Source organism: Empedobacter sp. EJD.6dd, assembly GCF_057369435.1.
This window is the reverse complement of the sequence record NZ_CM170667.1, coordinates 73,613-86,652: the sequence shown is the minus strand read 5'-3', so window position 1 is coordinate 86,652 and position 13,040 is coordinate 73,613. Positions and strand designations below refer to the sequence as shown.

Here is a 13,040-nt window from a genome sequence, read left to right as displayed (position 1 = left end):
CACAATAATTTTTAAGGCTTCCTATTTTGGAAGCCTTTTTTTGTTGAAAACATTTAAAGAAATACCTTTGTATAAAGTTTGAAAGAAAATGAATGTTATTCCATTATTTGAAGGAGTTTATCATGTTGATGAGAAAAAGGAATTTCACTTTAAAAGTCAAGATATAATTGAGGGAAAACCTGAGAATGGATATTACCTTAATGTTAGACCTTTTTTGGTACAAATCGAAAATGAAAATATTTTGATTGATACTGGTTTTGGAGAAGAAATCGATTGTGAACCTATTATTCTTAGAAAATTACGCGAACAAAATATTACACCAAATCAAATTACAAAAGTTTTAATTTCGCACTTACACAAAGATCATATCAACGGAATTGGAAGTTGGATCGGCGAACAATTTGTATGCAATTTTCCAAATGCTAAAATTTATATTCAACAACGTGAATATGAATACGCTATTTCTCAAACCAATAATTCTTATAATTACGAACGTTTAGAAAAACTAAAATCTTTCAAAAATATTATTTGGATGAATGATAATAGTGGAAATATAACGGATAATATTAAATTCGATGTAACTGGCGGTCATGTTCCTTTTCAACAAGTTTTTTGGATCAAAGAAAATGATGAAATTGTATTTTATGGAGCTGACAATCTACCTCAATTGAATTATCTTAAATATCATGCCGCTTTCAAAAACGATATTGATGGTGTAAAAGCAATGGAAGATCGTTTGCGTTGGGAAGTTGATGCAAAAACCGAACACTGGAAAATACTTTTCTATCACGGAAAAAGAACAGCGATTAAGGCTTTTTAGAGATTTTGACTAGTCCTGCAAATCTATATTTATTTTTAAGGACTAGTCAAAATTTTAAACATGACTAATATTTCTCATGAAAATATTCGTTCAGAATTTTAATTTTATCTTGTTTATCTTTCGCTTCTTGATTGCGTAATTCGACACGGCGTATTTTTCCAGAAATTGTTTTTGGTAAAGATTCTACAAACTGTACAATTCTCGGAATTTTATATCGCGCCAAATGTTCTTCAGTATATTTGAAAATATCTTTAGCTAATTCTTCTGATGCTTCATATCCAGGAGCTAAAATCACAAAAGCTTTTACTGCATTACTACGTAAGGCATGTGGACTTGCAACAACAGCGGCTTCCATAATTGCTTCATGCTCTAAAAGAGCACTTTCAACCTCAAAAGGTCCAACTCTAAAATCTGATGCTTTTATAACATCGTCATCACGTCCTACAAACCAAACATAACCATCTTCATCTTTATACGCTTTATCTCCTGTATAATATAAACTATGTTTGAAAACTTTTGACATTTTATCTTTTTGAATAAGATATGTTTTAAAAATTCCGTTGATAGATTCCTCATTATGTACAACGCAAATATTTCCCTCTTCGCAATCTTGTACAATATTACCATCGTCATCTGCAATTACAATATCATATAAAAATGCTGGTTTACCCATCGAGCCATATTTTATTTTTTCATTCGGTAAATTTGCAATCATTGCAGTAGATTCTGTCTGACCATAACCATCTCGAATAGTAATTCCAGTACCTTCTTTCCATACATCGATAATTTCTGGATTAAGTGGTTCTCCAGCTGCAACACATTGACGAAGTTTAAACTGATAACTTTTCAAATCTTCTAAAATCAAAACGCGTAAAGCTGTTGGTGGTGCGCAAAAAGTTGTTACTCCTAAATCTTGAATCGTTTGTAGTTGCTCTTTTGACACAAACTTATCTGCATGATAACCTAAAATCGTTGCCCCCATATTCCAAGGAGCAAAAAAACTACTCCAGAAAAATTTTGCCCAACCTGGTTGCGATATATTATAATGTAAATCACCTTGTTTCATTCCAACCCATGAAGAAGTTGTAAATCCTCCTAGCGGATAAGTATAATGCGTATGCACCACAACTTTTGGCATCCCTGTAGTCCCAGATGTAAAGAAATAAAATAAATCCTCATCAGCTTTTGTATCTGCTGCTGCTGCTTCGGTAAATTCGTTCCATAATTCATTGATATTAATCCACCCTTCCCTTTCTCCTTCTGTAATTAATTTTACGGTAATTTTATTATCAAATTTAGATTCAGCCTCATCTATTTTAGATGCATTCGCTTGATCTGCTAAAGCAACTTCTGGAAAAGAAGATTCGAATCGGAAAATTAAATCACGAGCTTCTAAAGTTGTGGCTGCTGGAATAATAATTAAACCACCTTTAATCGCCGCTAAATATCCTATCCATGTAATTGGTAATAATGGAACTTGAGAAAACATTTTATCTCCTTGAACAATTCCTTTATTTCGTAAAAAGTTTAAAAACTGATTGTATTTGTTTGATAAATCTTGAAAAGTATAATCTTCACGTTGATTATTGTATTTCCAAATCAATGCTTTTTGTTTTCCTAATTGAGCTACATTGTATGTTTCAAAAATATCTCTAACCCAATTAAATTTTTCTGGCTTAAAAATTTTAATCTCTTTTAACTGCTCAAAGTTTTCTTCTTCGATTGAAGTTCGAATAGAATTAAACAATTCTTTTACTGTCATTTATTTGTGGTTTTGAATAAATATAAAAAATTTATCAATTCAAGCACAAATTTTTAAACACAAAAAAAGGATGATTTTAAAAAATCATCCTTTTTAATATTATTTTTTGAGAATATATTAATCTCTACCTCTTCTTGAATTACCTGTTCTGTTACGGTCTCCTCCGCGGTAACCACCACGATCTCCTCCTCTACTATCACGGCTATCACGATCACGGTCTCCTCCGCGGTAACCACCACGATCTCCTCCTTTATCACGGTCTCCACCACGGTAACCACCACTTCTTTCGCGATCATTATCACGACGACTACTAAATCCACGTCCACGAGAATCTCCTCCACGTCTATCTCCTCCGCGACGTTCTCCACCACGTCCTGGTTCTGGTTTAGATATTTGTACATCTAAATCTACACCATCACGTTGTGCATCTTTGAAAGATTCTAAAACTAATGACTCGAATTGTGTGTCTACTTCGAAGAAAGAGAAATTACGTAAAATTTCAATTTTTCCGATTTCGATGTTACGGTTACGAGTTTGTTCGTTAATTAAACCAATTAAATTTGGAACACGTAAATTGTGTTTTTGACCAATATTAATAAAGAATCTTGAGAAATCACGACCTCCACGACGGTTAGATGTACGATCTGCTCTATCTCCACGGTCTCCTTCAGAAGTAATATCTTTTGTATTCTTGTAATATTCTAAGAACGAATTAAATTCAACTGTTAAGAAACGTTTCAATAATGTATCACGATCAATATTAGCTAATTTTTCGTTTACAGTTTCCATGTATGGTTCGATTAATTCTTCATCAACTTCGATATTTTCAATTTTATCGATTAAAGAAATTAAACGTTTTTCACAGATTTCAGCTCCAGTTGGAACATTTTTAGGCTCGATTTTAGAAGCAATTAATTTTTCTAAATCTCTAATTTTACGCGCTTCACGTCCACCTGAAATGATGATAGATATACCTTTGTTACCTGCACGACCTGTACGTCCTGAACGGTGAACATAAACTTCTGGATCATCTGGTAAATTAAAGTTGATTACGTGAGTCAACTCATTAACATCAATTCCACGAGCAGCAACGTCTGTAGCTACAAGGATTTGAATATTTTGGTTACGGAATTTTTCCATCACGTGATCACGTTGTGATTGTGATAAATCTCCGTGTAATGCATCTGCATTATAACCATCTTGCATCAATTTGTCTGCAACATCTTTCGCTTCGCGACGTGTTCTACAGAAAACGATACCATAAATATTTGGATAATAATCGGCTAAACGTTTTAAAGCTAAGTAACGATCTGATGAACGTACTAAATAAACGTGATGCTCGATATTTTTAGATGCAGTATTTACTTTACTTACAGCAATCTCTACTGGATTGTGCATGTATTCTGAAGCAATACGACGAACCTCTGAAGGCATTGTAGCTGAGAATAATAAAGTTTGTTTTTCTTCTGGAGTAGTTTCTAAGATAGAATCGATTTCGTCACGGAATCCCATGTTCAACATCTCATCAGCCTCGTCTAAAACTGTCCATGTAATATCATTGATTTTTAACGCTCCACGTTTAATTAAATCCATTGTACGACCTGGTGTTCCTACAACGATTTGTGGATTATCTTTTAAACCTCTTATTTGTTTTACGATGTCAGCACCACCGTAAACCGCTTGTACACGTACTCCACGTGTATCTGCTGCAAAAGATTCTAATTCTTTTGCAATTTGTAAACACAACTCACGAGTTGGGCATAAAATAATTGCTTGAACTGATTTTGAATCTGTAGATAATTGATTTAAGATCGGAAGCCCGAATGCAGCCGTTTTTCCTGTTCCAGTTTGCGCCAATGCAATAACATCTTGATCTGATGAAAGGATTTGAGGAATAGCTTTTTCTTGGATTGGAGATGGGGTAACGAATCCCATTTTCTCAATTGCAGTTAGGATATCTTCTTGAAGTCCTAATTCTTTGAATGTAATCATGTTAGATACGACACCGAGATAATGAAATTCATTTATGTTTCATATCACCGGTTTTATTTTAAATTATTTAACCAACAGATATGAAAGAATAAAATTAAATGGCTGAGCAGCCTAAAAAATCCCTAAATGAATATTCTTTAACATCCGTACCTTATTTCTAAAAGGCTGTGCAAATGTAAGGATTATTTTTGAAACACACAACACACTTTCACAATCCTTACAAATCACACACAAATATTTATTTCATTGACTATAAATACATTACTAACAATCCGCAATATTCACTGCAACTGCCAAACCTCCTTCAGAGGTTTCTTTGTATTTATTATTCATATCTTTAGCAGTTTCCCACATTGTATTTACTACCTTATCTAAAGGAACTTTTACATTTAGAGGATCAGTATCTAATGCCAATTCTGCAGCGTTTATAGCTTTTATTGCTCCCATTGTATTACGTTCGATACATGGTATTTGAACTAATCCGCCAATTGGATCGCACGTTAAACCTAAATGATGTTCCATTGCAATTTCAGCTGCGATAGTTACTTGAGCTGGTGTTCCTCCCATTAATTCACATAAAGCTGCTGCAGCCATTGCTGAAGATACTCCAATTTCTGCTTGACAACCTCCCATCGCTGCAGATATAGTCGCTCCTTTTTTGAAAATAGAGCCAATAACTCCTGCAGTAGTTAAAAATTGTTCAATTTCTTTTTGCCCAGCTTTATGATTTTCTATCACTAAATAGTACATAAGTACCGCAGGAATTACTCCTGCACTTCCGTTTGTAGGTGCTGTTACTACTCTACCTAACGAAGCGTTGACTTCATTTACTGCAAGTGCAAAACAGCTTACCCATTTTAGAATTTGACGAAAATATACTTTTGTTTTTCGGATAGATGTAATCCATTCCTGAGGATTAGAATATGGAGTTGTTCCAACCAAATTTTTGTGCATATCATAGGCACGACGTTTTACGTTTAATCCTCCTGGTAATGTACCTTCTGTATGACAACCTATATACATACATTCTAACATTGTATTCCAAACACGCATTAATTCATGATGAATTTCGTCTTCTGTTCGAATTGTTTTTTCATTTTCGAACATGATTTCTGAAATCGATTTATTTTCTTTCTCGCAAAATGCTAAAAGCTCTGTCGAAGTATTAAATAAATAGGGAAATGCACATGTTACATCTGTATTAATTGAGTCATCATTTTCTTTTGTAATGAAACCTCCTCCAATTGAATAAAATGTTGAAGTTAATTCTTCATTCTCATAGAAAGCTGTAAACGTCATTCCATTTGCATGAAAAGGTAAAAACTCTCTATTGAAAACAATATCAGTCGTAGGGTTAAATTCAATTAAAAATTTATTTCCCAAATTTAATTGTTTGTCACTATTTATCGTATTGATTATCGATGAGATATCATCTACTGGAATATACTCTGGATTTGCTCCGCTTAATCCTAACATAACCGCATAATCTGTTGCATGTCCTTTTCCTGTTAATGACAAAGAACCATACAAATCTACACGAACACGAGTAACTTTATTAAAAATTGAAGCAGCTTCTAATTCTTTCAAAAAAGCTTCTGCTGCGCGCCAAGGACCTAAAGTATGAGAACTTGAAGGGCCAACGCCAATTTTGAGCATATCAAATACTGAAATACAATCCATTTTGTACCTTTAATTTACATTTTTCCACACAAGACAAATATAGCCGTTAAATTCACATATTCGTTTTATTTTATAACAATTTTTACCAACTTAATCAATTATAGACTTTAAAATATTCATATTGAATGATATTAATTCAAAATAATTTGACATTAAAAAAGAGGTTGCAATTAATTGCAACCTCTTTTTTATACTTTATTGAGTTTTATTACTTGAATTTGTTCCAATATGGATAGATGATAGCTAAACCATAACCTATAAACACAAATAAGGCAAACATTGTAAATAGTGTTCCATCTGCCATAAATTCTGGCTGCATAGCTGCCGAAACAAATAGAGAAATAACAACCATGTACACACCAATTCTTTTATATGTGTTTACTAAGAATATTCCAATTAATGCAATAATGCCTAAAACAATTGTTGCGATTGGATACCATTTTGGCATTTCTGGTGCATCTTCATTTAACATTTGGCGAAACAAATAATCATTTGTAACCAATAACTGATAACCACGATAAAGAATACTCAAAATCAAAAAAACCATTATAAATATCATAGACTTAAAAAGAAAAGATTTTTTATTTCCTTTGTGCTCTAAATCTTTGGTTTTTGTATTATCAGACATTAAGACTTTAGTGTCAAAAATATCATCACGTTCTTGATTTGGTTCTATTTTTTGATCTGTCATAGCTTTGTTTTAAAATAAGAAATCATATCCTTTCAAACTCAATTTTTCGTATTTCTCTTCATCAAAACGATACAATTTTGATACTTTACGATGTTGTTTAGGATCAGTTGTATTACCTGTTTCGATAATTAAGTTAGAGTTAAAGATTTTCTTTCTAAAGTTACGCTTATCTAATTCTCTATTCAACGCTTTCTCATATAAACTTTGTAATTGTGCAATTGTAAACTCATCACCTAAAAGATTAAATCCTACTGGACGACGTTTTACACGACGTTTCACACGTTCTTTTGCATATTTAACAATCTCATTATGATCGAAAGCTAAGTCTGGAACACGATCGTAAGCATACCACTCTCCTCCTTGTGTTTTTACTTTCTCTTCTATTTGAGGCGTTAATTTTACCAGTGCATAATACGCAACATTTACAACGCGACCTAAAGGATTACGAAATACTTTAGTAAATGCTTTTAATTGCTCGATATAAGTTTGATGCTCATCGTAAGCTATTTTTTCAATCAATAATTCGTGAATAGCTTGATCATTACTAACAGTTGGCGCTATATATTTTCCTGGTAAAACCAAAGCTCCTTTGAAAGGATCGTTCAGTTTTTTATAAACCAATATTTTTAGATCTTCTCCATCAAACCCGAAAAGCACGAGACTTGAACATAGAGCGACCTGAAAATATTTTTCTTTTTCTTCGTCTGTCATTTTGTGGGATGATTTAAAAAATTGAACTTTTCTTAATGAAAGATTGAATGCATCAATCTGTTTTTATCATTGAAAGATTCTTCTAAAGAAATCATAGATTCTGTTCTTAAAACATCATCGATTAAATCAATTTTGTAGATAACGTCTTTCGCATCTGAAGTGTCTTTCGCACGTATCTTACAGAAAATATTATATTTCCCAGAAACAACGTGAACAACTGTTACGTTAGGAATTTTGTATAATTCATCTATCACTTTTTGAGTTTTGTTTGTTTTTGTAAGTAATAAACCTACATATGCCACAAACTGATAACCCATTTTATCATAATCTGTAATTAGTGTAGTTCCTTTGATGATTCCAGCCTCCTCTAATTTCTTGACACGCACATGAATAGTACCAGCAGAAACATTCATTTTTTTTGCAATTTCTGTAAATGGCATTCTTGTATTGTCAATCAAATACATCAAAATTTTCTTATCAACATCATCAATTATGTAATTCATTTTCCTAATTTTTGACTATTATTATTATTTTAATAAAAAATCGAATTAATTTTTAGCAAAATTATAAATAAAACAAACAAACTTCAAAATATTTTTTAATGATTTATTTAATATTTTACTTTTGTTATAATAATAGTTCAGAAAAGAAAGAACTAATCACTTTTGTTTGTTTGCGCGAGTTTATTGTCTAACCACAATAAACTCATTTTTTTTTATTTAATTTTGACTAATCCCCGTCGTTTTTGTTGCACTTTAGGTTGCGCAGGTTTTTGATACGTAACTTTTACTGTATCTTTAGTAGTTTGAGAAGTAGAATCTATTTTTTTGCTCTCTATTTTAATTTGTTTCGGTAGTATAATCGAATCAAACTTTTCTTGTCTCTTTTCTACATTTTTTGCTTTAGCTTTAACTTTAGCTTTCTTTTTACTTTCGTCTAGACCTATAAAACCTCTGAACGTATCAAAACTTTTGTTGTATTGAATTCCGACACCAAAACTTTGGTTCAAATTATTTTCCATACCTGGTAACAAACCAAAAGTTGTTGGTTTTGTAAATGCTTTTAGTATAAGTGAACCATTATTTAATCTTGAAATATCATAAGAAATATCAAAATTCCCATCAAAATTCTCTTGTACATTTCGGTTATTTGTTACTGCAATTCCGTATGACCCTCGTAAACTAAGTCGGTTATTGACACGATAAGAAACTGAAGTTCTAATTTTATCATTTGTTTCCGATTGTGCACTTCCACCTACATATTCCATTTGTATATCGACATTATTAGCAATAGAAGATAACATTCCAGCTATTGTCGATAAACCAATATCAGCAGCAGTACTTGTAACTCCAGATTGTACAGCAGAAGCATCACCAAACTTACCTGTCAATAAAATATAACTAAACTGAAGCATTTGTTCTTCTGTATTAGAACGGAACTTTGATTGCAACTGCGAATTGATATCTGATCCAGCATTTGGAATTGTTAAACCAAAATCTATAATAGGTTTTTTAAGTGTTTCGGAAATATCAATGGAAAGAATTGCATCATAGATTTGAGAATATCCTACACCTAAATAATCGCCTACATTGGAAACTGAACGTTGATATTCCGCTGTAATATTTAAAGTCGCATCAAGTGGGTTTCCTGCAAACTGTACCGAAGATCCTTTTTTAATTTTAAAATCTTTTGGAATCAGAGGAAATTGCCTAAACTCGTATGTACCACTTTCTATATTATAAACACCTGTTAAACTAAGCCCAGCTTTGTTCATCAAGAATCGAAGATTTTCTGCAGTACCTCGTGCTGTTGCTTTATCGTTTGTTGCAGCATCAAAAATCAAATTCACCATTGCATTTGGATAGGCGTTAATATTAACATCAATCGACATTCCTTTTGGTGCATTTACTTGATTATTCTTCGTTTTATCATCTAAATGTTGATTTGGAACAAAACGAACCAAATTATTTTCAGATTCAATCGTTGTACTTCCAGTATTAATCGTCAGTTCCGAATTACCTACAACAGTTGCATCACCGGCAATCTCCAACTCTTCTACTGCTCCAAACATAGACACATTTCCTTTGGCGAATATTTTTCCATAAAACAACTCATTGTCTTTTATAGTTGTATTCATTACCAATAAATTATCCGTATCAAACTCTAAGTTGAGACCCCATTTACTCAAGTTTCTAAATAGAATCGCTCCATCTACTTTACCTTTTGTATTGTAAGAAATATCCTTAAACTCAATATCGTTTAACATGATAACACCCTGTCCTGCACCTTGTTTAGAAACAAACAATTGATTTTCACCTTCAAACAAATAATCCGTTCCCAAGAAATTAACTTTCAGACCAAGATCTTTCGCCATCATATTTCCATTTAGATTAGGCAAATCAACTGGACCTGTAATTTTTAAATCTCCTGACAGCGTTCCACGCATATTTGAGAAAACAGATTTCAAAAATCCTTCTAAGAAATCAATATGAAATTCATCAAAATTAGCATCCACATCCAACTCTGGACCTGTAGGTTTATTGATAATATTCCCATATGCAACCAATGATTGAATTTGTTCTTTTTGTAAACTTGTTTCAAAATTAAATTGTTTATCCGCAACATTGTATCCACCTTTCAGCGTCAAATTTCCGAGTTCAAAATCATTTAATCCTAATTGATCAATCTTAGCTTCAAGAGTTGGTTCTAACTTTTCTTTCGTTCGGACAATATTTACATTTCCATTTGCTATACCGACAATTTTTAGATTATTCAACAATGTTTTAGGTATAATTTTTTCGAGATGCAGATCTTTAAAATCAGCATTAAAATTATAATCTACATTATTATTAAACAATCCACTAACTTTTAAATATTGTTGTTCAGATTCTAATGATAAATCTTCAACTTTTAAAGATTTATTAATTCGATTAAAAATAACACGGTTAGAGTTTGCATCATTTAAATGATTAATTGTCCATTGTGTCGAATCAATTTGAATCGTTGAAGGCGAAAATCCAAAAATTAAATCATTCTTATTTTGAACTGTATGGAAAAGATTCAGATTAAATAAAATTGGATTTTTTCGACCAATATTAAAATCTGTTTTCACGATCATGGTATCATTTTTCGGAATCGAATTAACATTAATCGCATTAATCGTCACTCCACTCACTTTCATACTATCAATTTTCGCATTCAGTGTTGGTAGTTCTGCAATTGTATTTAGATTGACATTCGACTGAAACAATTGAATTCCTGCATATTTAATACCTGGTGTATCCAATGTCGCTTCCAATTGATTTTTTGTTCCATCAATATAACCTTTAACATGTGTATCTGGCTCGATAGAAATCGATGGATCAATATATTTTAATAAATTTTCTTGCACATAAACATCAAAAGAAAATGCTTGATTAGGTGAAACTTTTTTATGTCGGAAAGAAGGAACCAAGTTAACAAGCGAATTATTAATCACATTTGCAACTTCTGTAATATTAAATCGTCCATCAACAGTGGCTTTCATATAATCTGGCACATCTAATGTCATAATTTTATGCGAACCATTAATTTCAGAATTTAAGATGACATGAGCCAATTCTAGCGTATCTTTTTTAGAACGGAAATAAAGATTTTTGACATCAATATTTCCTCGTAAATCGTTAATATTCGTTAACTGAAAATTACCCGTAACATCACCACGAACGACTACACCTAAATTTTTCGTTAAACCAAGAAAATCTAAATTAACTTGACGAATATTCGAAGTGAAATCAAAATCATATGGTTTTCCACTAAAATTTATTTTTCCATTCAATTGCGCATTCAGATTAGGATCTTTGATGTCAAACAGACCATTAAACTGATAATTTTTGACCAAGCCATCTACCGTAATATTTTGATATCTTTTCCCAATTAAATCAATGTATCGAAGATTTCCATCTAAATTTAAATTGATATTTTTTAGATCAGTTCCTTTTCCATCAAATCTAAATTTTCCACTTACATAACCCAAATCTTTCGCATTTGTTAACTGACGAAGATTAAGATTTTTCGCATCTAAAGTTCCCTTATAAATTAACGATTTTACATCTTTGTAATTCCTAATTTGTGCTTTTATATCTGCATCACCCAATCCAGAAACAGCATAACCATTCGCATCAATTTGATTAGGATTCAATGAAATATCTCCTCTATAATTTATATTTCCGAAACGCGTCAACAGATTTGGAATTTTCTTTGAAATAGAAGTCGGAAGTAATTTTGTTATTCTCTGATATGATGTGTTAATCTTAGCATTTCTCGTAGAAAACCTCAACGAAGAACCATGTGTCACATCTTGCAATTGTAAACGAGAAGCACCAACATAATTATCTTCTCCTTTCAGTTCAAAATCTGTAAATGTTAAATTATTCAACGTTCCATTCACTTTTCCATAAACATCAACAGAAGAATTTTTGTCAAATAAATCGGTGAAATAGCGAATTTCTTTAAAATTAATTTTAGATCCTCTATCAAAGAAAACATCCCAACGAACTTTATTATTAAAATCAGACATGTCTGAAGGCTGATCGTAACTCAATAATAAATTCCCGTTCAAAACAGAAGTATCCGTTCGTAGATTTAAATTACCAACACGAATTTCTTTTTTAGAATAATGAACTTTTCCTGTAAAATTTTGTACGTTATATGTTTCCTTATTGCGAGTAGCAACAAAACAAAAATTTTCTAAATCGGCTGTAATATCAGAATCAACTAATCGAAACTTTTTCACCGTCATATTTAGTTGTTTCGAATCCAACCAAACATTTCCAGAATTTTGATTAACAATTGAAACTTTTCCGTCCTCTAAAATAAAATCTCCATCTAATTTGAAAATCTTTTTTGGATCTTTTGGTTTATCAGAACTAAAACCATTGACAAATTTGATAAAATTTGAAACTGAATCTCCTTTGTAAGTAATCACACGAATTTCGGGCTGAATCAATTTCACCTCACTCAAATTGATATGATCTTTTTTGATTCCTGGTAAAAGTGACCAAAGATCAATTGTCGTTTCCAAGGTTTTCGATTTCATAAAATCATATTTATGATCATCTTTTATCTTCACGCCATGGAAATATATACGTCCAAAAAAATCAATATCAACCGAATCTACATACATTTGTGTATTCAACGATTTATTTAATTTTTCTAACGCAAAATGGGCTATTTTTGTCTGTACAGCAGGGATTTGTATTGCGATTGCTACTGTTAAAACAAGCGTTAAAACAAGTATAATCAACGACAATAAAAATCTTCCTATTCGTCTGACTATTTTCAATGGTTTAAATTTACGATATTTGCAGGGTAAAAATAAGTTATAAATTTTATTCTACAAGGAA

General features: G+C 31.8%; 8 protein-coding genes. 1 reads left to right on the top strand and 7 read right to left on the bottom strand.

Translation table 11 applies throughout. From position 1 onward, the window contains the following. Positions 1-88: 88 nt before the first annotated feature. On the top strand, positions 89-820 hold the full coding sequence (locus tag AC2I98_RS00455) for an MBL fold metallo-hydrolase (protein ID WP_486412689.1): 732 nt from the start codon (positions 89-91) through the stop codon (positions 818-820). Between the two features lie 64 nt (positions 821-884). Here AC2I98_RS00455 and AC2I98_RS00450 read toward each other — a convergent pair whose 3' ends face one another. From AC2I98_RS00450 to AC2I98_RS00420, 7 genes are all read right to left on the bottom strand, one after another. Next, the gene (locus tag AC2I98_RS00450; RefSeq protein ID WP_486412688.1) at positions 885-2,582 is read right to left on the bottom strand and encodes an AMP-binding protein; all 1,698 of its coding nucleotides are present in this window, start codon (positions 2,580-2,582) and stop codon (positions 885-887) included. A 117-nt stretch (positions 2,583-2,699) separates the two neighbouring features. Further along, entirely contained in the window at positions 2,700-4,574 is a 1,875-nt protein-coding gene (locus AC2I98_RS00445) for a DEAD/DEAH box helicase (protein ID WP_486412687.1), read from the bottom strand. A 264-nt stretch (positions 4,575-4,838) separates the two neighbouring features. After that, positions 4,839-6,254 (bottom strand): L-serine ammonia-lyase, encoded by a 1,416-nt coding sequence (locus AC2I98_RS00440; RefSeq protein ID WP_486412686.1) that lies wholly within the window; start codon positions 6,252-6,254, stop codon positions 4,839-4,841. 208 nt (positions 6,255-6,462) lie between these two features. Then, positions 6,463-6,945 carry a hypothetical protein gene (locus tag AC2I98_RS00435; RefSeq protein WP_486412685.1) on the bottom strand — a complete coding sequence of 161 codons (483 nt, stop codon included), beginning with the start codon at positions 6,943-6,945 and terminating at the stop codon, positions 6,463-6,465. A 9-nt stretch (positions 6,946-6,954) separates the two neighbouring features. Continuing rightward, the gene (locus AC2I98_RS00430) at positions 6,955-7,656 is read right to left on the bottom strand and encodes an NUDIX hydrolase (protein WP_038336322.1); all 702 of its coding nucleotides are present in this window, start codon (positions 7,654-7,656) and stop codon (positions 6,955-6,957) included. 32 nt (positions 7,657-7,688) lie between these two features. Beyond that, the gene (locus AC2I98_RS00425) at positions 7,689-8,159 is read right to left on the bottom strand and encodes an Lrp/AsnC family transcriptional regulator (protein WP_486412684.1); all 471 of its coding nucleotides are present in this window, start codon (positions 8,157-8,159) and stop codon (positions 7,689-7,691) included. A 212-nt stretch (positions 8,160-8,371) separates the two neighbouring features. Further along, positions 8,372-12,979: a translocation/assembly module TamB domain-containing protein gene (locus AC2I98_RS00420; protein ID WP_486412683.1), complete on the bottom strand. Its 4,608-nt coding sequence runs from the start codon at positions 12,977-12,979 to the stop codon at positions 8,372-8,374. Between the last annotated feature and the right edge of the window lie 61 nt (positions 12,980-13,040).

What these genes read in the sequence shown, in the direction of transcription:
- AC2I98_RS00425 (WP_486412684.1), bottom strand. Translation starts at nt 8,159, where the DNA reads ATGAATTACATAATTGATGATGTTGATAAGAAAATTTTGATGTATTTG.
- AC2I98_RS00450 (WP_486412688.1), bottom strand. Translation starts at nt 2,582, where the DNA reads ATGACAGTAAAAGAATTGTTTAATTCTATTCGAACTTCAATCGAAGAA.
- AC2I98_RS00455 (WP_486412689.1), top strand. Translation starts at nt 89, where the DNA reads ATGAATGTTATTCCATTATTTGAAGGAGTTTATCATGTTGATGAGAAA.
- AC2I98_RS00430 (WP_038336322.1), bottom strand. Translation starts at nt 7,656, where the DNA reads ATGACAGACGAAGAAAAAGAAAAATATTTTCAGGTCGCTCTATGTTCA.
- AC2I98_RS00445 (WP_486412687.1), bottom strand. Translation starts at nt 4,574, where the DNA reads ATGATTACATTCAAAGAATTAGGACTTCAAGAAGATATCCTAACTGCA.
- AC2I98_RS00440 (WP_486412686.1), bottom strand. Translation starts at nt 6,254, where the DNA reads ATGGATTGTATTTCAGTATTTGATATGCTCAAAATTGGCGTTGGCCCT.
- AC2I98_RS00435 (WP_486412685.1), bottom strand. Translation starts at nt 6,945, where the DNA reads ATGACAGATCAAAAAATAGAACCAAATCAAGAACGTGATGATATTTTT.